This window comes from Martelella sp. UBA3392 (genome assembly GCF_002358775.1).
Lineage (GTDB): Bacteria > Pseudomonadota > Alphaproteobacteria > Rhizobiales > Rhizobiaceae > Martelella > Martelella mediterranea.
The window spans coordinates 1-24,141 of the sequence record NZ_DEPM01000259.1 but is presented as its reverse complement, the minus strand read 5'-3'; the positions used below and the strand labels follow the sequence as shown (position 1 = coordinate 24,141).

Here is a 24,141-nt window from a genome sequence, read left to right as displayed (position 1 = left end):
ACATAGAGCCAGTCGCGGATGTTTTCGCCCTTGCCGTAGACCGGAATTGCCTTGCCGGCGAGCGCATTGAGAATCACCACCGGGATCAGCTTTTCGGGGAAGTGGTAGGGTCCGTAATTGTTGGAGCAATTGGTGACCAGCGTCGGCAAGCCATAAGTCTCGTGCCATGCGCGCACCAGATGGTCGGATGCCGCCTTGGAAGCCGAATAGGGCGAGCGCGGATCGTATGGCGTCTCTTCGGTGAACATGCCTTCCGGCCCGAGCGAGCCGAACACTTCGTCAGTCGAGATATGGTGGAAGCGGAAGCTCTCGGGCCGGCCGCGGGCAACCCAATAGGCGCGCGCCGCCTCCAGCATGTTGTAGGTGCCGTTGATATTGGTCTCGATGAAATCGCCCGGTCCGTCAATCGACCGGTCCACATGGCTTTCGGCCGCCAAATGCATGACGGCGTCGGGCTGATGGTTGGCGAACACGCGGTCGAGTGCCGCGCGATCGCGGATATCGGCCTGCTCGAAGGCGTAAAGCGGGCTGTCGGCCACGCTTGCGACATTGTCGAGACAGGCGGCATAAGTCAGCGCATCAAGGTTGACGACGTGAAAGCCGCGCGCGACGGCAAGCCGCACCACGGCCGAACCGATAAAGCCTGCCCCGCCGGTGACCAGGAGTTTCATAAGCGGACCTCAGAATGTGAAGGGATTGTCGAAATCCGCAAAGGACGGCGCATCGCGATCCTTTGCGGAAACGGTGAAGTCGATATCCTTGAGCGGCCAGTCGATGCCGATATCGGGATCGTCGAAGCGCACGCTGCCGTCGCATTCCGGCGCATAATAGTCCGAACACTTGTAGATGATCTCGGTGTCTGGCTCCAGCGTCATGAAGCCATGCAGAAAGCCTTCGGGGATCAGCAACTGCTTGCCATTGTCGAAGGAAAGCTCCGCCCCGAACCACTGGCCGAAGGTCGGCGAGCCCTTGCGCGCGTCCACCGCCACATCAAAGAGCCGGCCCCGTCCGCACCGCACCAGCTTCGCCTGCGCATGCGGCGGCGCCTGGAAATGCAGACCCCGCACCGTGCCCACCGTCTTGGAAAGCGAATGATTGTCCTGAACGAAATCGATATCGATACCGTGGCCGGCAAGCACCTTGCGATTCCAGCTTTCGGAGAAGAACCCGCGCTCATCGCCAAAACGGCGGGGCGTGATGAGCATAAGCCCTGCAATGTCGAGTTTCTGAATGTCCATGGCCGGTCCCCGGTCTCGCATACAATATCTGTGCCTTCGATTACACGAGGTGGCGAGGGGGAACAAGTTACCCTCTCAAATCGCGCGTTGGCGTTTGAAAGTTGTACCCGCGGTGTGGATTATATGTGGACTTACGCGCTCCGCCCCGCTGAGCCGTCGCCTTTGCGCTCCCTGGCCATAGGCAGACGCATGTGAAATCCTGTAAAGGAATATCGGTGAACATCAGGAATGCGTTGCCTTGAAAAACATCTTCATCTCCGTCGTCTATTTCAAAGCGGCGCCGCTGATCAAAACCGGGTATCTCAATCCCATCCAGGCCGGCCGGGCGCTGGGGCGACATGCGTTTGCGGAGGCAATCGGGGATGATACCGGGGTCAATATCTCGGAAAAGAACATAAGCTGGAATGAGCTGACGGCGCTTTATTGGATGCGGCACAATGTCGATGCCGAGTTCTATGGCATGATGCATTATCGCCGCCTGTTGGTGTTTGCCGAAAAGCCGCCGAAGCGCCTTGCTTTCTCGGAGGTCACCGAGCGCGAGATCGAGCGCTACGGCTGGAAGGACGATCTCATCGAGAAGGCCTGCGAAGGCGCCGATATCCTGACGCCGCAAATGCGCGATATCTATCTGCCGGGCCTGCCCGAGGTGCTGATGTCGGCGGGCGAATTCTATGCCCACCAGCATCACGGAAAGGACATGGAGATTGTCGAGGAGATCGTGAAGGCCCGTTTCCCGGCGATCTATCCGTTTCTGGTGCAGGTGCTGGCCGGCCGCAAGGTGTTCTTCAACAGCATCACCGTTATGCGCAAACCGCTGTTCCAGGAATTTTGCGATTTCCTGTTCGAAACGCTGGAAACGGCGGAACAGCGGATCGATACCAGCGGCTATGATCCCTACCAGAAAAGGATATGGGGCTTCCTTTCGGAATATCTGACGAACGCCTATGTGCACTACGCCAAGGCGGTTCACGATGCCAGGGTGCGGGAACTGCCGCTCACCTGGGGCATGCGGCCCCGCCCGCAGGTCGCCCCCGAAGAGGTGCTTGAAACGGCGCGGAAGAAGCGCGACGCCGTCGTCGCACGCGCGGCGGCTGAGGGAGGCGATATCAATGTCGTGCTCTCCGTCGATGACCGATACGCCCCCCATGCCGCGGTAACGATGCTCTCCGCCCTGAAGACGACTGAAACGCCGGCCCGGCTCAGCTTCTTCATCCTCAATGGCGGCAATATTTCCGAGGCGAACCGGTCCAAGCTCACCGAAACGGTCACGGCGGCCGGTGGCCGGCTCGAATTCATCGATATCGACGACCGCGACCTGCGCTTCCTGCCGCTCAACCGCGACTATGTCTCGATCGCCACCTATTACCGGCTGGTGATGCACCGCTACCTGCCGGAGGACGTGGACAAGGCCATCTATATCGACGCCGACACGATCGTCGTCGATCCGATCGAAAACCTCTGGGATATCGATCTCGAAGGCCATCCCGTCGCCGGCGCGCCGGATGATGCCGGCTTCCACCAGGCGCGGCGGTTGCAGCTTTCCGCCGATCACCGCTATTTCAATGCCGGCGTCATGGTGTTCGACATCGCCCGGTTCCGAGAGATGGATATCGCGGCCGACGTGCTTTCGGCCTTTCGCAAAAAAGGCCCCTATATCGTCTCGCAGGACCAGGACCTGCTCAACATCCTGTTCGAGAACGACACGAAAATCCTTCCGCTGTCGTGGAATGCGGGCACACGCATCTATCGCGCCAATCCGCTGGAGCCCTCCTATAGCGAGGAGGAGGCCTATGAGGCCGCGCGGGCGCCTTCAATCGTGCATTTCACCGACGTCAAAAAGCCCTGGCACACCAAATGCACCCACCCCTTCACCGAACTCTACTGGGATTATCGCAATCTCACGCCCTGGGCGGAGACCGCCGGCGAGGCCCGCAAGCGGCGGCTGATCCAGAAGGCCCGCCGGCTGCTCAGGGCGCGCGACCGGCGGTTCGAGCGGAAACTTTCATAGGCGCGGCACCCGTCCATCCGGCAGACACTGCGGAGGGCTACGGGCCTGCCGGTATCGCCGTATTCAGGAAGCTCTCGATGAGGGTCAGCACCTCGCGGTGAATGTCCTCCCGGCCGCGCGTGCCACCGTCCTTGCAGACAATCCCCTCACCCGGCGCCTCCTCTTCGATCAAAGCGGCAGCGCCCGGCTTGCAGAGCTGCATGAAGCTGAAATGCATGGCATCGGGGATTTCGACATAGGTTGCGGAAGCGGCCGGCAGATACTCCGCGAGATAGCCGCTTTCGAGCGCAGCCGGGAGATCCCCAATATCGGTGCCGGCGCCGATGACGAGCGCCGGAACATCCACGGCGGCAAGGCTCTTCGGGGTGAAGCCGCGCGCCATGCCGAGATCGAGAGAGACGAAGGCGCCAAGCCGCGGATCACCCATATCCGTATCAAGTTCCGGTCTTTGCAGTCCGAGCTCGGCCGAAAGGCCGCAGACTCGGGGATTCGGATGGGCCCGGCAATCCGCTTCGAAACTGGCGGCGCCGAACCGGGCGCCGGCCAGAGCCGTGACCGTCCATCCGCCAAGGGAATGACCGATGGCCGCGATTCGCCCCTCATCCACGCGCCCGCCCAGCCCGGGATCGGCGATCAGGGCGTCGATGACCCGGCTGAGGTCATGCGGTCGCTCCCATAGCCGGGCGGCCTGTTCGGGCGCGGTGTCGAACGTGGTGGTGCCGGGATGATCCGGCGCTGCGACGATATAGCCCTTCCCCGCAAGCGAGCCCGCCAGCCAGTTCAAATTGCGCCAGCTGCCGCGATAGCCGTGGGAGAGAACCACCAACGGATGTTCGCCGGCGCCAGGCGCTGCGTCCCGGATCGCGGGAACCCCGAAGAATGCGGGATTCTCGCCGACGACCGTCGCATCGCCTCCGCCTGCGGCCGGATACCAGATGGCGACGTGAAGCGGCCGGGTTCCGTCCAGTTCGGCATCGCGAAACCCGACGGCATCAGCGGAACAGGCAAGAGAGGCGAGCGACAGGAACAGCCCACACGTTACAGATAGAAATTTCAGCATGAGAACCCCCGGTTGGATACATGCGGGCGACATAACCCTTAAACCGGAAACACGAGAGACCTGAAACGCGATTCAGGACGAAAATAATCAACGCCGACGCCTGCGGAGCGGAGGCTTTCCGCCGCCTCAGCCGCCGCCGAGAATCTGCATCAGCGTTCGCCGCTTCGGCGTCGAGGGCGTGGCGGCGGCGGCCGGCGGCTCTTCTCCGAGCTGGCCGAGAAGCTCGACCAGCGTCTTCGGGCCATTGTCATTTGCCGGCGGCGCAGCCCTCGGTTCGATAATCCTGCCGCCGCCATAAAGCGGCTGCGGCTTCAGGCCGCGATGCGCGGTCGCCATGTAATCCTGCCATATCCGGGCCGGCAGCTTGCCGCCGGTGACGTGGCGCATCGGGGAATTGTCATCATTGCCGACCCAAACGCCGGTGGTCAGGTTGGCGGTGAAGCCGACGAACAGCGCATCGCGGGAGGATTGCGTCGTGCCGGTCTTGCCGGCGACCTGCCAGCCGGGGATCTGCGCGGCCTTGCCGGTGCCCTCGGTCACCACCCGCATCAGCATGGCGTTCATGTTCGCCGCGGTCTGGGGCGAAAGCACCCGCTCAGGCGCCGGCGGCACGGCCTGGTAGAGCGACTGCCCGCCCGCGGTCTTCACGCTTTCGATCAGGTAGGGCGTGGCCTTGAAGCCGCCATTCATGAAGGCGGTGTAGGCCCCGGTCAGTTCCAGCAGCGACACTTCGGACGTGCCGAGCGCGAGCGAGGCGTTGGCTGTAATATCCGAGGTGATGCCGAGCCTGTGGGCGACGTCCACCACATAGCCGGGGCTTGCCTCCATCACCAGCTGTGCGGCGATGGTGTTGACGGAATGGGCCAGCGCATTGGTCAGCGTCATCGGGCCGGAATAGGTCTTCTCGTAGTTCTCCGGCGTCCAGTCGTCGATGGTAATCGGCGCATCGTTTCTGACCGAACCCGGCCGGTCGCCAATTTCGAGCGCGGCGGCATAGACGAAGGGTTTGAACGCCGAGCCCGGCTGGCGCTTGGCGGTCACGGCCCGGTTGAACTGGCTCTTGGAATAGTCGCGCCCGCCGACCAGCGCCCGGATCGCGCCGGTGGCATCGACCGAAACCAGCGCCCCCTGCTCCACCCGGTCCTTCTCGCCGTTCGCATCAAGCGCGCTCTTCAGGCTTTCGCCGGCGGCGCGTTCGAGACCGGGGTCGATGGTGGTGGTGACCACGATATCGGTCTTCACTTCACCGATCATCGGCTCGAGACGCTGCATCACCATATCGGCGACATAGTTTTCCGGTCCGGTCCAGTAGCTTGGCGCGCGCGTCGGCTCGCGGGCCATGGCGGTCGTCATGTCGCTGTCGTCGATCATGTTCTGGTCGTGCATCGCGGCCAGCACAACCTGGGCGCGCTCTTCGGCCGCTTCCGGATCGCGGGCGGGCGAGAGCCGCGACGGCGCTTTCAGAAGGCCCGCCAGCAGCGCCGCCTCGCCAAGCGTCACGTCGCGGGCCGATTTATCGAAATAGCGCTGCGAGGCCGCCTCCACACCATAGGCGCCGGATCCGAAATAGACCCGGTTCAGATACATCGCAAGGATCTGGTCCTTGGTGTATTCATGCTCCAGCCACAGCGCCATCAGCGCTTCCTGCACCTTGCGCTCCAGTGTCTGGGCGTGGGAAAGCAGCACGTTCTTCGCCAATTGCTGGGTCAGCGTCGAGCCGCCCTGAACCAGGCCGCCATGCTGGAGATTGGTGATCATGGCGCGGGCGATGCCGACCGGGTCGACGCCGAAATGGGAATAGAAGCGCCGGTCCTCGATCGCGACAACGGCCATGGGAATAAAGGGCGACATCTCGTCGAGCGACAGCGCCTCGCCGCCGGTCGCGCCGCGATTGGCGATCAGCGAGCCGTCGGTGGCAACAATCTTGACGTTGGGCGCGCGGTCTGGCACCGCCCATTCATCGACAGGCGGCAGCTTGGAGCCGTAATAGATGACGATGCCGACAACCGCGATCGCGCCCCAGACGGCGGCAACCATGCCCCAGTAGAACACGAAGCGGAGTGCGCGCATCAGACCGCCGCCGGAGGCGGCGCGCGCCCTCTTCTTCGACTTCCGTTTTTTCTTTTTGGCAGGCTTCGCCGGCGCTCCGCCGCCAAGGCCGAAAAGCGAGGGTTCGGTTCTTTCGCGCTTGTTCTTCTTGCTTGCCATGACGGGCCGCAGGCACCTTTCGTTTCCGTCTCCGGTCTATCCCGGTCACTTTAAGGTGGTATTAAGGCGCGGGTGGTTCGGCAGACGCATTGCGGCAAAAGATATCAACGAGGGTTAACGCAGGCTGAACGGGTTGGCGTCGCGTATGACAGACTCTGCCATCCATCAACCTTCCAGCTTTCTGCCGGTTTGCTTTTAAGCCTTTCAACAACTTTCAGCCCCAGTTTGGTTCACGCGTCATGCAGAAAACAATCTCCCCCCTTGAGGGGGAGATGTCGCGAAAGCGACAGAGAGGGGTATGGGCATAAGCCGCAAGCTCTGAACGTGGCGAGAGAGTTCACCCCTCTCTGCCCCTATCGGGGCATCTCTCCCTCAAGGGGAGAGATTATGAACTGAGAGCCCGCGCTCACCGCGAAAGCGCGTCGAGGATCCGGATCCAAGAGCGGATGCCCTTGTGGAACGAGGTCAGTTCGTATTTCTCGTTGGGCGAATGGATGCGGTCATCATTGAGGCCGAAGCCGACCAGCAGCGAATCCATGCCGAGCTTTCTCTGGAAATCGCCGACGATCGGGATCGAGCCGCCCATGCCGATCACCACGGCGGGTTTCGGCCATTCCTGCGAAAGCGCCGCCTGCGCCTTCTTCAGGAACGGCGCGTTGTAATCGAGATGGATCGCGGGCGAACCGCCATGGGGATGAAATTCCGCGCTGCAATCTGCCGGCAGTTTCGAGCGCACATAGGCGCGGAAGCTTTCGCGGATCTTCACCGGGTCCTGAGTGCCGACGAGGCGGAACGAGACCTTGGCGGAGGCCTGTGCCGCGATCACCGTTTTGAAGCCCTCGCCGGTATAGCCGCCGGTAATGCCGTTCACCTCGGCCGTCGGCCGCGTCCAGGTCAGTTCCAGCACCGAGCGGCCCTTTTCGCCGGAGGGTTGCGAAAGACCAATCTCACCGAGAAACCGGGCATCGGTCTCACCTAGCTGTTCCCAGCCTTTCTTGACGTCCTCTGGCGTTTCCTCGACGCCGTCGTAAAAGCCCGGCAGCGTCACCCGGCCGTTCTCGTCGTGGAGGCCGGCGAGGATGTCGGCGAGGATATGGATCGGGTTCGCCGCAGCGCCGCCGAAAAAGCCGGAATGCAGATCGCGGTCGGCAGCCTTGATCACCACCTCGTCGCCCACAAGGCCGCGCAGCGTGGCGGCAATCGCGGGCGTCTCGCGGTCCCACATGCCGGTATCGCAGACCAGCGCGAAATCGGCCTTGATCAGGTCGCCATGCTCCTCGATGAAGGCCGGCAGCGATGGCGAACCGGATTCTTCCTCGCCCTCGAACATGATCGTGATCTTCACCGGCAGTTCGGCATTTTCCTCGCGATAGGCCCGGCAGGCCTGGAGGAAGGTCATCAACTGGCCCTTGTCGTCGCTTGTGCCGCGCCCGGTGATCACCTTGGTGCCGGCGGTGCTGTCCTTGATCTTCGGGTCGAAGGGATCGTCTTCCCACAGCGACAGCGGATCGACGGGCTGAACGTCGTAATGGCCGTAGAACAGCACATGCGGCGCGCCTTCCGGCGCGTTCTCGCTGGTCGCCACCACCATCGGATGGCCCTTGGTCTTGTGGGCCTCGGCCAGAAAGCCGAGGGTCTTCAGCTCCGCGACCAGCCAGTCGGCGGCTTCGGTGCATTTTTCCTTGTAGGCCGGATCGGTGGAGATCGACGGAATTCGCAGAAGGGCGAACAGCTTGTCGAGGCTTGAGGGCAGATTGTCGTCGGCGCGCTTCAAAATCGCGTCTAGCTGGGCCATGGGGAACCTCCGATAGGCGGGCAAATCATGGTCGGACCATAGGCCAGCAAGCGGCGAATGAAAACCTCGATCAGGGCGGGAAGCGGGCAAAGAAAAAGCCGCCATGGCCTGGAGGGGGGGACTGACCATGGCGGCTGCTTTTTTGGACAAAGGCCGGAGAGGGGGATGGAGCCTTTGTCCTTTTGTCCGAAGAGGCGGGGGACGGGCCTTCTTCGAACAGCGGCGTGATCAAGCGCCGTTGGTTAGTAGATGTACTCTGAAATGTGTCGATTCAAGGGAAGCAAGAGCCCCGTTTCGTTACAAATCAGTAATCTGTGCAAAATTTTCGTCGATTACCGTGCTCAGTGCCCGGCGGCACTGGAGAAAAGGTTCATCACCAGCACGCCGCCGACGATCATGGCGATGCCGACCCAGGCGGCAAGATCTAGGCTCTGGCGCAGAACGATAACGCTGACAGCCGCCGTCAGCACGATGCCGAGACCGGCCCAGATCGCATAGGCAACGCCGAGCGGTATCGTCTTCAGCGCCTGAGACAGGCAGAAAAAGGCGATGATGTAGAACACCGCGACGCCGATCGTGGGCAACAGACGGGTGAAGCCATAGGATTTCTGCAGAAGGGTAGAGCCGATCACCTCGCAGACGATCGCGATACCGAGGGCGCCATAGGCCGCGAGCGCAGGGTTCATTTCCGTTCCTTCTCCAAAAAACTCAGTGCGCCTCGTCCCAGTTGTGGGCGGCGCGGGCATCGACCTTTAGCGGAACCGCCATCGAAACGGCGGGCATGGCGGCGTTTTCCATGATGTCGACGATCACGGCGCGGGTCGCGTCGACCGCGTCGTCCTCGACCTCGAAAATCAGTTCGTCATGGACCTGAAGCAGCATCTTCGCCCGCTCGGCAAGCCCGGCCTCGCCGAGCGCCGGCTCGATCCGGGTCATGGCGCGGCGGATGATATCGGCGGCAGAGCCCTGGATCGGCGCGTTGATGGCGGCGCGCTCGTTGAAGCTTCTGACCTGATGGTTGGAGGATTTGATTTCCGGATAATGGATCTTGCGGCCGAAAATCGTCTCGACATAGCCGACATCCCGCGCCCACTCCTTGGTGGCTTCCATATAATCGCGGATGCCGGGGAAGCGTTCGAAATAGCGCTTGATGTAGTCGCTCGCCTCGGAGCGCTCGATGCCGAGCTGGTTGGACAACCCGAAGGCGGATATGCCGTAGATGATGCCGAAATTGATCGCCTTGGCGCGCCGGCGCACATCGCCCGGCATGCCTTCCACCGGCACGCCGAACATTTCCGATGCCGTCATCGCATGAATGTCAATGCCGTCGGCGAAGGCCTGTTTCAGCTGCGGAATATCGGCGACATGGGCGAGCACGCGAAGCTCGATCTGGCTGTAGTCCGCCGACAGCAGCTTGTGGCCCGGATTGGCGATGAAGGCGGTGCGGATCTTGCGGCCTTCGGCGGTGCGCACCGGAATATTCTGCAGGTTCGGCTCCGACGAGGAGAGCCGCCCGGTTGTGGTCGAGGCCAGCGAATAGGAGGTGTGGACGCGCTTGGTCTGAGGGTGAATATAGCCCGGCAGCGCATCGGTATAGGTCGATTTCAGCTTGGTCATCTGCCGCCAGTCGACGATCCGGCTAGGCAGCGGCAGGCCCTCTGCGGCGAGATCGTCCAGCACCTGCACGGCGGTGGACCATTGCCCGCTCTTGGTCTTCTTGCCGCCGGGAAGTCCCATCTTGCCGAACAGGATATCGCCGAGCTGCTTGGGCGAGCCGATGTTGAATTTTTCGCCCGCCAGTTCGTAGATTTCATCTTCGAGTGCCGCCGCCTTCTGCGCCAGCTCGCCGGAAAGCCGTGACAGGATCTGCCGGTCGACCGAGATGCCGCGCTCTTCCATGCGGGCAAGCACCGGCAGAAGCGGCCGTTCGAGCCGCTCGTAGACGGTCATCACCCGCTCCGCGGCAAGCCGGGGTTTGAGCACCAGCCAGAGCCTGAGCGTCACATCGGCATCTTCCGCCGCGTAAGCCGTGGCGCGGTCGATATCGACATAATCGAAGGTGACCATATTGCGGCCGGAGCCGGCAACCTCCTTATAGGGGATCGGCTGGTGGCCGAGCCATTTTTCCGACAGCGCGTCCATGCCATGCCCGCCCATGCCGGAATCGAGCACATAGGAGAGCAGCATGGTGTCGTCGAAATTCTTCACCGTGATGCCGAGACGCAGCATCACGAGGTAATCATATTTGAGGTTCTGGGCGATCTTCATGACCGCCTCGTCCTCGAGCAGGCCCTTCAGCGCGGCAAGTGCTGCGTCGAACGGTATCTGCCCCTCGGCGAGCCCGCCGCCGAGCAGATCGTCCTGGCCGGCCTTGTGGGTGAGCGGCACATAGGCCGCGCGGATCACCGCGCCGTCATCGGCGGCATCCTCGTCGTAGAGCGCCAGCGAGAAGCCGACGAGTTCGGCCTGCATCGCATCGAGCGAGGTGGTTTCGGTGTCGAAGGCGACAAGGCCGCGTTCGCGCGCCGTCTCGATCCAGCCTTCCAGCGCGGTCAGATCGCGGATCGTCTCGTAGTTGTCGCGGTTGATCGGCAGCGACGCAAACCGCGCCGCCCGTCCCGCGGCAAGATCGGCCGGGCGCTTGCCGTCCGTCGCGCCGGGAGCGGTCGCTGCGGCCGGCGCCTTGCCCTCACCCGGATCAAGGTCGGGCCCGTGGGCGTCAGCGCCCCATTTGACGTCGACAGGCGCGGCCTCGATCGCCTGCGCCTCGGCGCCGGTGGCCTCGGCCACGCGACGGGTCAACGAGTTGAACTCCATCGCCTTCAGGAAGGAGACCAGTTTCGGCCCGTCCTGCGGCTCCAGCGACAGCGCGTCGAGCGGCACATCCACCGGGCAATCCTGCTTCAGCGCCACAAGCTGCCGCGAGACCAGCACCAGTTCGCGGCTGGCGATGATGTTTTCGCGGCGCTTGTTCTGCTTGATCGATTCGGCATTGGCGAGAAGATTGTCGAGATCGCCGAATTCCTCCAGCAGCGTTGCCGCCGTCTTCGGGCCGATGCCCGGAACGCCCGGCACATTGTCGACCGAATCGCCCGTCAGTGCCTGCAGGTCGATCATCTTTTCCGGCGGCACGCCCCATTTGTCGATCACTTCCGGCACGCCGATCTGGCGGTCCTTCATGCCGTCATACATGTGGACCTTGGGGCCGACGAGCTGCATCAGATCCTTGTCGGAGGAGATGATGGTGGCGTCGCCGCCCGCCTCCACCGCCATCCGCGCATAGGTGGCGATGATATCGTCGGCCTCATAGCCTTCCATCTCGATGCAGGGCAGGTTGAAGGCACGGGTCGCCTCGCGAATCAGCGCGAATTGCGGCACCAGATCCTCCGGCGGCGGCGGGCGATGGGCCTTGTAGTCGGGATAGATTTCCTTGCGGAAGGTCTTCGAGGAATAGTCGAAAATCACCGCCAGATGCGTCGGCGTGACGCCCACGGAGGTGTCGCGCGCCTGTGTCAGAAGCTTCCACAGCATGTTGCAGAAGCCGGAAACGGCGCCCACGGGCAGGCCATCGGATTTGCGCGTCAGCGGCGGCAGCGCATGGAAGGCGCGGAAGATGAAGCCCGAGCCGTCAATCAGGAAAAGGTGATCGTCTTTTTTCATGGCGAATCCATAGCCGCTCGGGCGGCAAAGGTCCATGGCCCGCAATCCCGCTCACCCGGCTTTTGAAGCCGCCCCGAGGCATCCGGTAGAACCAGCGGGAAAACCCGCCGGGGAGAATCGACGGGCTGTCCGGGCGCTACCCGCCCCGGCGCTTGCGGGTCTGCACTTCCGAGAGGAACATGCCGAGTGCGATGGCGACGCCCTGGAACATCATCTGCCAGGAGGTTTCCAGACCCAGCACCTTCAGCGCCTGACCGAGCTGGGTGAGGAACAGGGCCGCGCCCGCCACCGCGATCATCGAGCCGATGCCGCCGGAAATCGCCGTGCCGCCGAGCACCGCCGCGGCGATCGGCGCCAGCAGATAGGGATTGCCGACATCGAGCGTCGGGTTGCGGATGAAGGCGGAAAGCAGCACGCCGACAATGCCGTAAAGCAGCGAGGCGGCGACGAAGGCGCCCGCCTGATAGCGGCGTATTTCGACGCCGGTGGCATAGGCCGCGCGCGGATTGGCGCCGACGGCCTCGAACCGCCTGCCGAGCTGGGTACGGCGCAGAAGCACGGTCAGCACCAGCGTCAGCGCGATCGTGATCCAGATCGTGGTGTTGAGGCCCAGAAAGCGGGCCTCGCCGAATTCGGCAAGCACGGTCGGCACCCCGGCTTCGGCGGGAAGCGAGCCGCGATACCAGAGCGTCAGGCCGGCCACGATCGCCCCCGTCGCCAGCGTCACGATCAGCGCGTTCAGCTTCAGCCACGCGACCAGCACGCCGTTGACGAGACCGACCATCATGGCAAAGGCCAGCGCCAGCGCCGTGCCGATCACGGCCGAGCCTTCCGCGCCTCCCGACGTGCCGAGCAGCACCGTGCTCGACAGCGTCACGATCGCCGGCACGGACAGATCGATGCCGCGCGCCATCAGCACCAGCGCCTGCCCCATGGCGGCAATGGCGAGGAAACTCGCGAACGGCAGGATGCTGGTGACCGATGTGCCGGAAATGCTGCGGGGCAGGAACAAAGCACAGAGCGCGAGCAATATGGCAAGCGCGATCCAGATCGCCGCGAACTGCATCTGGATCACGGGCACCCGTCCCTTGCCGCCGCGACCGGCCCGTGAAGTGGGCCGATATGATGACATGACGCTTGTTTCGGTCATTTTACCCTCATCGCTGTTGGAGGTCCGGGCCGGCATCACGCCGCTCGCTTCTCGGCCGGCGCAACCACCCTGCGCCGTCGCATGGCCGAAAGCAGCAGCGCCTCAAGCTCGCCGAGCCCGGAATAAAGGAAGATCGCAAGCAGGGTCATGACGCCGCCGGCGATAATGCCGAACGCGGTGGAAAGGCCGAGAAGCGTGATGACGTTGACCATGAGCGCGAAAAACAGGGCGCCGAACAGCGCACCGACAAACGAGCCGCGACCACCCGAAAGCGCCGCCCCGCCAAGCACCGCAGCCGCGATCGAGGTCAGCGCGTAATTGGCGCCGACCGTCGGCGCGCCGACGCCCACCTCCGAACCGAGGAAGAAGCCCGCGACCGTCGCCATCAGCGCGGCGAACACATAGGCGCGGACATGGACGAGGTTGACGCGCACGCCGTTGCGCTGGGCCGCGACCTCGCGAAACCCGACAGCCTTTGCCTCGAGACCCGAACGGGTCCGGTGCAGCCAGAAATCGAGCGCTATGGCAACGGCGACGAGCACGAAGATCGAGGCCGGCAGAAAGCCGATCCGCTCCTTCATCAGCCCGGTGAATTCCTGCGAGATCATGCCGCCCGGGATCGGACGCGCCAAGAGCGCCGCGCCCTGAAGAACGGAGAGCATGGCGATGGTGGTGATCACCGCGTTGATATTGGCAAAGCGGATCAGGCTGCCATTGATGAGACCCACGACCAGACCGATGCCGAGGCAGGCGAGAACGCCGAGGATCTGCATCGGGATCGGCATCTGGAAGGCGATCATATAGGAGGCGGCGACCACGGTGAGGCTCATCATCGAGCCGACCGAGACGTCGAGCCCCCTGACGAGCAGCACATGAAGCTGCGCCATGGCCGCGAGCGCCGCCGGCGCGGTCGCAAGCAGAATGTAGCGGATATTGACCGTGCGCAGGAAAACCTTGCTCTCGATTGCCGCATAGCCGCCGACGATCAGCGTCAACAATGCGAGGAAGACAAGCGGCACCCACCAGATGTTCGAGCCAGAAATCAGCGTGCGGAACACCTGCGACAGCGCGCCTGGGGCCTCCTCGCTTGCCTGCTTGGCATCACGCGCCCGCAGGAAACCGGAGACGATATTCTCCTCGGTCACCTCCTTGCCGGTGAGTTCTGAGACGATGCGACCGCGCGAAAACACCAGCACCCGGTCGCAGATGCCGGCAAGCTCCTGGGCATCGGAGGAATTGATCACCAGCGTGCCGCTTTTACCGAGATTGGCGCGGATCGCCTGATAGATATCGTGACGCGCGCCGGCATCGACGCCTTGCGTCGGCTCGTCGATCAGCACGGCATCGGCCTCGGCGCGGAACGAGCGCGCCAGCACCGCCTTCTGCTGGTTGCCGCCGGAAAGCCCGCTGACGGGCGTCTCCAGCGTGGCGGCGACGACGCCGAACTCGTCGCGCATTTCCTCGGCGCGACGCTGCTCGTCGCGCGACGAGACCAGGCCGCGCCGGACGAAATCGCGAAGCCGCGGCAGCGTCATGTTCTTGCGCACGCCGAGATCGGGAAAGATCGATTCCCCGGCGCGGTCGGCCGAAAGGCAGAGCACGCCGGAGCGCAGCGCGTGGCGCGGCTCGGTGACGTCCACGGCGCGTCCGAGACAGGTCACAGTCCCGGCATGGCTCGGATGCAGGCCGGCAATGGCGCGCAGCGCCTCGCGCTGTCCGTTGCCCTCCGCGCCGGCGAAACCGACGATCTCGCCGCGATGGGCGACGAAGGAGATGTCATCGAAGCCGTTGCCGCTGAGACCTTCCACCACCAATACCGGATCATGCACGATTGTGCCGGGTTTTGCCGGGTATTCACTTTCGACATCGCGGCCGATCATGCGCGATACCAGTTCGTACTCGGAGGTCTCGGCGGTGACCTCGAACGTGCCCTCATGGACGCCGTCCCTCAAAATGGTGACGCGATCGGCGAGGTCGAGGATTTCGGGCAGGCGATGGCTGACATAGACGATGCCGGTGCCTTCCACCGCGAGTTCGCGCACGATCCGGCTCAGATGAATCACCCCGTCATGATCGAGCGTCGAGGTCGGCTCGTCGAGCAGCAGAACGCGCGGTCGCGACAGCAGCGCCTTTACGATCTCGACGAACTGACGATGGGCGGACGTGAGATCTCCGACCAGACTTTTGGGAGAAATGCCGAGACCGAAGGGCGCGAGCTTCTTCTCCGCCCAGGCCGTCATGGCGCGATAGGGCACTTCGCCGGGGGCGGTGGCGAGATAGAGGTTCTGGGCAACCGTGAGTTCGCGCACCAGGCTATCGTCCTGATAGACAGTCGCAAGACCGTAGGACAGCGCCTGTCGCGGATCGGCGCGCTCCAGCATCCGCCCCGCGATCTCGACCGTGCCGCCATTGGGGGCGATCGCCCCGGAGGCGATCTTCATCAGGGTGGATTTGCCCGAGCCGTTTTCGCCGAGAATGGCGTGAACCTCGCCCGCGCGGCAATCAAAGCTGAAACCATCCAGCGCCTTCACGCCCGGATAGGTTTTGGAGACGTCGCGCATCGACAGGACGATTTCGGACATGGGTTACCCTCCCCTCATGAACAGAGCGCATGGCGGGCAGCGAGCGCCCGCCATGCCGGATGCGACAATCAGTTGAACATGGCCCGGAGCGTGTCGGGATCGACCATGGTCGAAACCGAAACCTCGTCCGGCAGGCTCGGATCGCACTGGTCGGCCGAGGCCTGCTTCATCGAGAACGGCACATCGAGATTGGCAGGGATTTCCTCGCCGGCAAGCGACATCATCGCCGCCGTCAGCGCCAGGCGCGCCTGGTAGTTCTGGCCGGAGGAATAGAAGATCTTGAAGTTCGGGTTTTCGGCCGCCTTCATGTCGCAGAACAGGCCCTGCTCGTCGGTGCGCAGCGCCACGACGATATCGAGCGGCTTGCCGGCGGACTGGTAGGCGCGCACGCCGCCGCGGAAACCGTCGGCATAGTCGTAGATATAGCCGTCGATGTCATCAAAGCGCGACAGGATCGCGGAAACGGCCGAGAACGTGCCCTCCTGGGTCCAGTTGGTATCCTCGGTGGCGACGATATCCAGACCGCCGATTGCGGCCGCTTCTTCCTTGGCGCAGCCCTGCCAGGTGGAGGACAGCGGGTTTCCGGGCGTGCCGCCGAGCGCCGCGATAGTGGCGGCATCCGGGTTGCCGGTGCGGATCGCCTTGACGAATTCCTTGCCGAGTTCGCAGATGTTTTCGGAGATATTGGTGACATAGTCGACGCCCGGCGTGCCGGCGACCGTGCCATTGTGCAGCACGACCGTGATGCCGGATTCGGTCGCTTCCCGGATCGACGGAGCAAGCGCCTCGCCATGGTCGGCGAAGGTGACGATCACATCCACGCCCTGCGCGATATAGGCGCGGAAGTCGGACAGCGCCTTGGCGGCGTCGCCACGGGCCGATGTGTAGGAGATGCGGCCGATCTCCGGATAGGTGAGCGCCTGCATGATGAATTCCATCTTGGTGACTTCGCGCCAGACGTTCTCGCCGAAGCCATCGGCATAGGCCACCGTCAGTTCGCCGCCGGTTCCGGTGTCGCATTGGTTGTTCTTCCAGCATTCGATGGCCTTGGCGCGCATCTCGTCGCTCACCGGAAGCGCGGCCCTGTCGAAGGTCTCGATGAAAACCGGGCCGACATCGGTGGTGCCGAGCCGCGATTGCAGAAGCTCTTCTGCCGACTGGGCGTGCGCCGCCACCGGCAGGCCGAGAGCGAGCATTGCGAGCGCTGTCGCGCGGACAGGCCTCTTCAGGCCGTTAAGATAGGTCATGGCAGTTCCTCTCCCTGGTTTTGAGGCCGGTCCATTCTGGCCGGCCGGATCGCCGCCCGCTTTGCCTCCTTGGCCTCGGCGGATCGGCGACCGTGCGGCCATACCCCTCGGATGGCCGCCGTCGATTACGCATACTATATTACGGTATTACGGTCATACGTCAATATGAATTAAACCCCTCCCGCCGATCGCGCCCCCTGAATGTGCCAACGCCGCCGGCATTGCGGCGGCGCAAGATTCCCATTCCGGAAATTTTTGCCGCGTCCGGCTACTGCGCCAGATAGCCGCCATCGATGACGAGTTCCGCGCCGGTGACGAAACTCGCCTCGTCGGAGGCGAGGTACAGGCAGCCATTGGCGATCTCGCGCGGCGTGCCGGCGCGGCCCATCGGCGTCATCCCGATGACGAACTTGTTGATTTCCGGGTCTTGCGCCTGGGTCAGCGGCGTATCGATGAAGCCCGGATGCACCGAGTTAACGCGGATGCCGTCGCCGACATGGGTAATCGCCGCGTTCTTGGTCATCATGATCACAGCCCCCTTGGAGGCGTGATAGGCATGAGCGCCCGGCACAGCGCCCTTGCCCCAGATCGACGAGACATTGATGATCGATCCGGATTTCTTCGATTGCATATGCGGGATCACCGCGCGCATGCCGAAGAACACGCCATCCTGGTTGACGCCCAGAACCTTGCGCCAGTTCTCCGTTGAGCCGTCGGCGACGCCGTCATAGACGGCAATGCCGGCATTGTTGACGAGGCAGTCGATCCGGCCCTGCTCGGCGATGATCCGCTCGATCGCATTGGCCCAGTCATCCTCGTTTGCCACATCGAGCTTCAGCCCGATGACGCCCTCCGGATAAACTCCGGACGGATTGCTGGTGCTGCCGGCGTAGACGATCGCCCCCTCCTCGCTGAAACGCTCGACCACGCCGAGACCGATCCCGCGCGAGGCGCCCGTCACCAGCGCCACTTTTCCTTCAAGCCGCATATTTTCTCCTCCCGATAATTTTGAGGCGCCTCCGCGCCATATTCGTGTAATACCGTATTATGATACGATGCGATAGTCCCGATCCGGAAGAGTTCAGCGCAAGTTTTGCACCGCCCGCGGTGAAATTTTTCCAGATTGGTCGAAACTGCTCGCCCAAGGACGAAGCCGTGGCCGTAGTTTCCGAGAAAACGCATTTCAGGGAGGACGGGCATGTCTGCCACAAACGTTGTCGGATGGATCGGCGTCGGAAAAATGGGCGCGCCGATGGCGGGCCATCTTCTGAAGGGCGGCATCGATGTGACCGTTTTCGATGCCCGGCCGGAAAACAGCGCGGCCATGGAAGAGCGGGGCGCGCGGACGGCGGAGAGCATCGAGGCCGTTGGCAGCGCCTGCAATGTGATTTTCACCTCGATCCCCGATGACCCGGCGCTTGCAAGCGTGGTCACGACACTTGCGCCGGCCATGCGGAAAAACGCGATCCTGATCGACACCAGCACGGTCAGCCCGCAGGCTTCGGCAGACGCCGCGCGCGTGCTTGCCGACCACGGCATCCGCTATCTGCGCGCGCCGGTTTCCGGCAGCACCACGATCGCGGCCGCCGCGAACCTCACCATACTCGCCTCCGGCAACGAGAGCGCCTGGCGGGAAGTCGAACCGCTTGTGACGCTGTTCTCAAGCGAGCGCCTCTATCTCGGCCCCGCCGACGAGGCGCGGTTCATGAAGCTGGTGCTCAACACGCTGGTCGGCGCCTCCGCCTCGGTTCTGGGCGAGGCGATCCTGCTTGGAGAGCATGGCGGGCTCGACCGCGCCCAGATGATGGACGTCATCCTCAAAAGCGCGGTAAGCTCACCCCTGCTCGGCTACAAGCGCGAGACCGTGGTGGTCGATGCGTCGGAGCCCGCCTTCCGGCTCGACCAGATGGTGAAGGATTTCTCGCTGATCCTTGCTGCGGCGAAAAGCGAGCATATAGATATGGATGTGAGCGCCCTGATCCTGAAGCAGTACGAAGCGGCGGCGCAAGACGGCATGGAGGGGCGTGATTTCTTCGCGCTGGTGGACTGGATCAGGGACCACGCGGCGCGCACCGGCTGAAGCGCATGGAAGGGCCCTTGGGAGGGGGCCGCCGGATGACCGAATATGAGATGCTGCGCATCATCGATTTCCTGAACGACCTCAACGGGCCGTTCAGCGCGGTCGTGGCCGAAAGTCGGGGCGACCCGGTTTTCGCGCTGACCCTGTCGCTGATGCAGGCCCACCTGACCGGCCGCGACATCACCAAGAGCGCGCTGGCCGAAAGCGGCGGTGTGCCCTTTGTCACCGCCATGCGCCATGTCAGCCAGATGATCGAGGACGGCAATATCGTGCTCGATCCGCGCACCGCCACCGGCCGCAGCTTCTACGTCCGCCCGAGCGAGAAGCTGCAGGAACGGTTCATGGCCTATTGCCGCAGCGTCAAGGCCGTGATCGGCCGCACCTTCGGCACCATCAATTCCGACGAGGATGTCGACGGCTTCTATTTCGGCGGCTCCAATTTCTCCCGCGTCGTCATCCCGCCGCCGCGCCTGCAGAGCCACCATGTTTCCGGCGGCAAGGAACTGCGCTTCCTGTTCCGCAAGGACAATTATTTCGAAGCGCTGCGCAACACCTGGGCCGATCTCAGGGCCAATATCGGCTCGATCCAGAATGTCGATCTGCTGCCGCTGCCCCAGCTCTACGACCGGATCATCGAGAACGGCCAGCGCAAGAGCTCCGAATTCGACGTGATCTGCGTCAACAAGCCCTGGGTCGGCGATCTCGTCGATCGCGGGCTGGTGCGCCCGCTTGACGAACTGATTGCAGGCAGCCGGATCCAGCCGCTCGACTTCTCCCCGATGGTCTGGGATTCCGGTGGCTGGCAGGGCACGCAATATGGCGTGCCGATCTACACCACGGTCGAGCTGTTTCTCGCCCGGCAGGACATTTTCGAGCGCGCCGGCCACCCCTATCCGCGCACTTTCGATCAGGTGATCTACGCCGCCCGCGCCCTGCAGCGGCCCTCCGAAGGGCTCTACGGTGTCGCGTGGAACGCCGCGGAGGGCATGCCGATCGCCAGCACCTTCATGGTGCTGCTCGGCTCCTGCAACGCCGCCTGCCTCAACCTGCCGCGCCGGCGCATCCATATGCCCATGCATGATCTGGTCTCAGACAAGCTGCGCGGCCAGGTGCTGACCGATCAGGCTTTCGAGGTGCTGGACTACATGCACCGCCTCGTCGACGTATCGGAACCGAACATTCTGGAGATGGACTGGGACCGCAGGGTGGAGGCGCTGCTGACCGGCAAGGCGGTGATGGGCTATTGCTGGTCGATGCATGCAGCACTCATGGAATATCACGTCAAATCCGTGGTCTCGCGCCGGATGCGCTATCTGGAACAGCCCAAGGGCAAGGCCGGCATGCACGCAAATCCGGTCGGCGGCTTTCACCTGATGATCCCGACCAATCTCGACGAGGACCGGGTGGCGCTCGCCTTCGACGCGATCAGCTGGATGTGCTCACCGGAGGTGATGAAGGAGCATGTGTCGGAAGGCTTTCCGGTCGCACCCCGCTTCTCGGTCGCCGCCGATCCCGAGGCCGCCGCGAGTTCGCCCGTCATGGGCGTGGTCGCGCGGCTGCTGAAATCCAATTCGGTGTGCACCTGGTCGCGCCCGGCCGTGCCGGAATATCATGGGATCGAGGCCGTTCTCGGCCGCGAAATCCATGCCGCATTGCGCGGCGACATCACCGACCGCGAGGCGCTGGAGCGCGCCCAGCGCGCCATCGACGGCCTACTCTCGACCCGCCAGACCGCCGCCGAAAGTTATGCCTGAGCATCGCCGCGCCTGAATAAATAGCCGCGCCTAGCCGGCCAGCATCTTCGCCAGCATGAAGCCGGAGCCGGCGCCCGTCCCCGCACCCGGCCACGTGGCCGCGCCGCACATGTAGAGCGAGGAAACCGGCGTCTTGTAGCGGGAATAGCCGGCGGCGGGACGGAACAGGAAATTCTGGTCGAGATGGTGCGAGCCCGACAGGCTGTCGCCGCCGATCAGGTTCGGGTTTTCCCGCTCCAGGTCGCGCGGAGAAAAGACTGCGCTCGCACGGACCTTCGCCCGTGTTCCCGGCGCATGGGTCTCGATGATATCGAGTACGCGCTCGGCATAGGCATGCTTGGCCTGATCCCAGTCGGTCTCGCTGATTCCACCGGCCGCATCGCCCTTAATCTCGGCAGGCAGCACCCGCACCTGCACCCACAGCACATGCTTGTCCTTCGGCGCGCGCGAGGGATCGACCGCCGAGGGCTGGCCGACGACGAGCGCCGGTTCGGCGGGCAGCAACCCGTCCATCGCCTCGGCATAAAGCCGCGACATCATCCGCATGTCGGGCGCGATGTGGATATAGGCATAGTCGCGGAGTTCGGCCCCCGCCGACCATGCCGGCAATTCGTCCATCGCCAGATGGATCATCATCGTGCCGGGGCCCGCGCGGAAATCGTCAAACGTGTCGCCAAGGTCTCCAAGCGGGCTGTTTTTCGGCACGAGATCGTCGAACAGCAGCTTCGGATGGACATTGGAAATCACGGCCTTGCGGGCGGAAATCGTCCGGCCGTTGGCGAGCGACACGCCCGTCGCCTTGCCGGCCTCATCGAGTTCCACGCCCACGACCCGCTCGCCAAGCAGGATTTCGCTGCCGCGCTCCTCCACCACCTTCGTCATCGCGCGGATGATGGTATCGGCGCCGCCCTTGCCGATCACCATGCCGAAAGCCTGGTTGGCCATCGATTCCAGATAGGGAAACAGCGCGCCGCCGGCGACATCCGGCGCGAAATCGAGATGCAGGCCCCAGGTCGCCATCATCACCTTGAGCTTTTCGTTTTCGAAATGCCGGTCGAGAAAATCGCGCGGGGTTGCGAGGAGCAGCCGCGCCAGCCGGTAAAGCCCTGCCGTGCCGAGCGCCCGCCAGGCTTTCCACACCGCCTTTGCCGTCTGGAAGGAGGGGATCGGCGCGCCCATCAGCGCGAAGATATGAGGCGCATCGCGGGAGAAATCGGCAAGCATTCGCTCCCAGGCTTCGGCATCCTTTTGCGAAAGTGCCGTAATGCCGGCTTTGGTCTCAGCCACATCCGTGCCGACGCCGAGCGCCGTTGCGTCACGGAACACGCTGGCGAAGCAATGGGGGGCCGGCACCAGTTCCAGCCCGGCCGCCGTCAGCGCCTCGCGATGGGCAGCGAAAAAACCGGAACCGGCGAACATCGAAAGGTTCATCGCGCCGAAATCATGCCGGAAGCCGGGCTCGGTGAGTTCCTGGGTCTTGACCGCGCCGCCGGCCTCCCCGGCCGCTTCGACGACGCAAACCTTCCAGCCTTTGGCGGTCAGATGGACGGCCGCCGCAAGCCCGTTGTGGCCCGCCCCAATGATCACCGCATCATAATCCGTCGTCGTCGCCATCCGCGTCCCCTCGAACCAATATACCTATATGCATACATAATTCACGAGGATCAGAAGAGCATTTTTTCGGACCAGAGCGCAATAGTCGGCGACAGAATTGCCCTTTTGCCAATGATTTCGGCAATTGCCTCCGTTTGCGACAGGCATGGAAGCATGGTCGGAAGAAATGCATCCGCGTCACCATGATCCTTGCATTATCATATTTTCTTTCATAGGCTCTCCGGCAACGTCCGCAACAAGACCGGTCGATCAAGACCGCGCGAAGCGCCGGCACCGGTTCCGGGCGACAAAGGGGAAGATTATCATGAATGACACATCCGTGCTTGGAAGCCTCGCCTCCGCCCTGTTGTCGGGATCGGTCAAGGTGGTTGACATCACCGCGCCGCTCGGACCGGAAACGCCGGTGCTCTACCTGCCGCCGCAATTCGGCCAGAACACGCCGAATGTGAAGGTGCACAAGATTTCCGAGTATGACGAGAACGGGCCGTTCTGGGCATGGAACTGGATCGAGCTTGGCGAGCACACCGGCACCCATTTCGACGCGCCCTGTCACTGGATCACCGGCAAGGACAATCCCGACAACACCACCGACACGATCAAGCCGCAGAACTTCGTGGCCCCCGTCAACGTCATCGACCGTTCGAAGGAAGCCGAGGCCGATCACGATTACCTGCTGACCGTCGACAGCATCAAGGAATGGGAAGCCGAGCACGGCGAGATCGAGGCTGGAAGCTGGGTGGTGATGCGCACCGACTGGTACAAGCGCAACGGCTCCACCGAGACCTTCCTCAACGCCGATGAGAACGGCCCGCATTCCCCCGGCCCGACGGCCGAGGCGATCGAATATCTGCTTTCCAAGGGCATTATCGGCTGGGGCCAGGAAACGGTCGGCACCGATGCCGGTTCCGCCGGCGGCATGGAGCCGCCCTTCCCGGCGCACAACCTGATGCACAAGCACAACAAATACGGCCTCGCCAGCCTCTCCAACCTCGACCAGCTTCCGGCCAAGGGCGCGATCCTGATCGCGGCACCGCTGAAGTTCGTGAAGGGCACCGGCTCGCCGGTGCGCGCGCTGGCGTTGATCGCCTGACGACGGTCTGAAACTAGGCTCCGGCGCGGCGAAAACGCTGCCGCGCCGAAGCACTGACCGGCTTTGAAGAGGAGATCGCATTGGCGGATTTCGATCACATCATCATCGGCAGCGGCATCAACGCGCTGGTCGCCGCCTCGCTCCTCGGCAAGGCCGGCAAGCGCGTGCTGGTGCTGGAGCGTAACGAGACCATCGGCGGCTGCCTGTTGACCGCGGAGGTGACGGCGCCCGGCTACCTGCACGATGTGATGGCGACCACCATGGTGCTGTTCCTCACCTCGCCGGCCTTCGCAGCGCTTGGCGACGATCTCGCCGCCCGCGGCGCGGAGTTCTGCCACACCGACACGCCGACCGGCGTGTTGCGCAAGGATGGCAGCCACCTGATCTATGCGATGGACCGCAAACGCAATATCGACGCGTTCAACGCCAGGGCCGAAGGCGACGGCCGGACCTTCGACGCCGAAATGGCCGCTATGGCGGGCGATGCCGATTTCGTGTTCTCGCTGCTCGGCGGCAATCTCTGGTCGGGCGCGACGGCCAAGAAGGTGCTGAAGGAAACCTGGAAGCGCGGCCCGCGCGGCCTTGCCGCATGGTTCGGCGAGGCGCTGACGCCAGCGCGCGGCTATCTGGAAACAACCTATGTTTCGGACGAGGC

The 24,141-nt window shown here is 63.5% G+C and carries 17 protein-coding genes; 5 read left to right on the top strand and 12 right to left on the bottom strand.

Annotated features, from left to right (window positions below):
- Both B4E36_RS20295 and rfbC read right to left on the bottom strand, forming a co-directional pair.
- The coding region (locus tag B4E36_RS20295; RefSeq protein ID WP_345900750.1) for a dTDP-glucose 4,6-dehydratase at positions 1-671 on the bottom strand (671 nt) is incomplete at its 3' end.
- A 9-nt stretch (positions 672-680) separates the two neighbouring features.
- Positions 681-1,238: a dTDP-4-dehydrorhamnose 3,5-epimerase gene (gene rfbC, locus B4E36_RS20290; protein WP_292055598.1), complete on the bottom strand. Its 558-nt coding sequence runs from the start codon at positions 1,236-1,238 to the stop codon at positions 681-683.
- Between the two features lie 238 nt (positions 1,239-1,476).
- On the opposite strand from rfbC, the gene B4E36_RS20285 reads away from it, so the two are divergent.
- The gene (locus B4E36_RS20285) at positions 1,477-3,246 is read left to right on the top strand and encodes a DUF4422 domain-containing protein (RefSeq protein ID WP_292055597.1); all 1,770 of its coding nucleotides are present in this window, start codon (positions 1,477-1,479) and stop codon (positions 3,244-3,246) included.
- 37 nt (positions 3,247-3,283) lie between these two features.
- Here B4E36_RS20285 and B4E36_RS20280 read toward each other — a convergent pair whose 3' ends face one another.
- The 9 genes from B4E36_RS20280 to B4E36_RS20240 form a co-directional block, all read right to left on the bottom strand.
- On the bottom strand, positions 3,284-4,306 hold the full coding sequence (locus B4E36_RS20280; RefSeq protein ID WP_292055596.1) for an alpha/beta hydrolase family protein: 1,023 nt from the start codon (positions 4,304-4,306) through the stop codon (positions 3,284-3,286).
- 126 nt (positions 4,307-4,432) lie between these two features.
- Positions 4,433-6,514, bottom strand: coding sequence for a transglycosylase domain-containing protein (locus B4E36_RS20275; RefSeq protein ID WP_292055595.1), 2,082 nt, complete (start codon positions 6,512-6,514; stop codon positions 4,433-4,435).
- Between the two features lie 406 nt (positions 6,515-6,920).
- A complete protein-coding gene (locus B4E36_RS20270) occupies positions 6,921-8,309 on the bottom strand; it encodes a M20/M25/M40 family metallo-hydrolase (protein ID WP_292055594.1) in 1,389 nt (462 codons plus the stop codon).
- A 341-nt stretch (positions 8,310-8,650) separates the two neighbouring features.
- Complete coding sequence (locus B4E36_RS20265; protein ID WP_292055593.1) at positions 8,651-8,995, bottom strand: DMT family transporter; 345 nt, start codon at positions 8,993-8,995, stop codon at positions 8,651-8,653.
- A gap of 22 nt (positions 8,996-9,017) precedes the next feature.
- Positions 9,018-11,969: a DNA polymerase I gene (gene polA, locus B4E36_RS20260; RefSeq protein WP_292055592.1), complete on the bottom strand. Its 2,952-nt coding sequence runs from the start codon at positions 11,967-11,969 to the stop codon at positions 9,018-9,020.
- Between the two features lie 136 nt (positions 11,970-12,105).
- Positions 12,106-13,119 (bottom strand): ABC transporter permease, encoded by a 1,014-nt coding sequence (locus B4E36_RS20255; RefSeq protein WP_292055591.1) that lies wholly within the window; start codon positions 13,117-13,119, stop codon positions 12,106-12,108.
- A gap of 35 nt (positions 13,120-13,154) precedes the next feature.
- Positions 13,155-15,701: an ATP-binding cassette domain-containing protein gene (locus B4E36_RS20250; protein WP_292055590.1), complete on the bottom strand. Its 2,547-nt coding sequence runs from the start codon at positions 15,699-15,701 to the stop codon at positions 13,155-13,157.
- A gap of 68 nt (positions 15,702-15,769) precedes the next feature.
- The gene (locus B4E36_RS20245) at positions 15,770-16,948 is read right to left on the bottom strand and encodes a substrate-binding domain-containing protein (protein ID WP_292055589.1); all 1,179 of its coding nucleotides are present in this window, start codon (positions 16,946-16,948) and stop codon (positions 15,770-15,772) included.
- A 268-nt stretch (positions 16,949-17,216) separates the two neighbouring features.
- Positions 17,217-17,936, bottom strand: a complete 720-nt coding sequence (locus B4E36_RS20240; RefSeq protein ID WP_292055588.1) for an SDR family NAD(P)-dependent oxidoreductase — start codon at positions 17,934-17,936, stop codon at positions 17,217-17,219.
- Between the two features lie 210 nt (positions 17,937-18,146).
- Here B4E36_RS20240 and B4E36_RS20235 point away from each other — a divergent pair, with 210 nt between their 5' ends.
- Together B4E36_RS20235 and B4E36_RS20230 are read left to right on the top strand one after the other, a co-directional pair.
- The gene (locus B4E36_RS20235) at positions 18,147-19,028 is read left to right on the top strand and encodes an NAD(P)-dependent oxidoreductase (RefSeq protein WP_292055587.1); all 882 of its coding nucleotides are present in this window, start codon (positions 18,147-18,149) and stop codon (positions 19,026-19,028) included.
- A gap of 35 nt (positions 19,029-19,063) precedes the next feature.
- A complete protein-coding gene (locus tag B4E36_RS20230; RefSeq protein WP_292055586.1) occupies positions 19,064-20,782 on the top strand; it encodes an extracellular solute-binding protein in 1,719 nt (572 codons plus the stop codon).
- A 30-nt stretch (positions 20,783-20,812) separates the two neighbouring features.
- On the opposite strand, the gene B4E36_RS20225 is transcribed toward B4E36_RS20230, so the two are convergent.
- The gene (locus tag B4E36_RS20225) at positions 20,813-22,396 is read right to left on the bottom strand and encodes a phytoene desaturase family protein (RefSeq protein ID WP_292055584.1); all 1,584 of its coding nucleotides are present in this window, start codon (positions 22,394-22,396) and stop codon (positions 20,813-20,815) included.
- 304 nt (positions 22,397-22,700) lie between these two features.
- On the opposite strand from B4E36_RS20225, the gene B4E36_RS20220 reads away from it, so the two are divergent.
- Together B4E36_RS20220 and B4E36_RS20215 are read left to right on the top strand one after the other, a co-directional pair.
- Positions 22,701-23,486 (top strand): cyclase family protein, encoded by a 786-nt coding sequence (locus B4E36_RS20220; protein WP_292055583.1) that lies wholly within the window; start codon positions 22,701-22,703, stop codon positions 23,484-23,486.
- 80 nt (positions 23,487-23,566) lie between these two features.
- On the top strand, positions 23,567-24,141 hold a 575-nt coding region (locus tag B4E36_RS20215), incomplete at its 3' end, for a phytoene desaturase family protein (protein WP_345900749.1).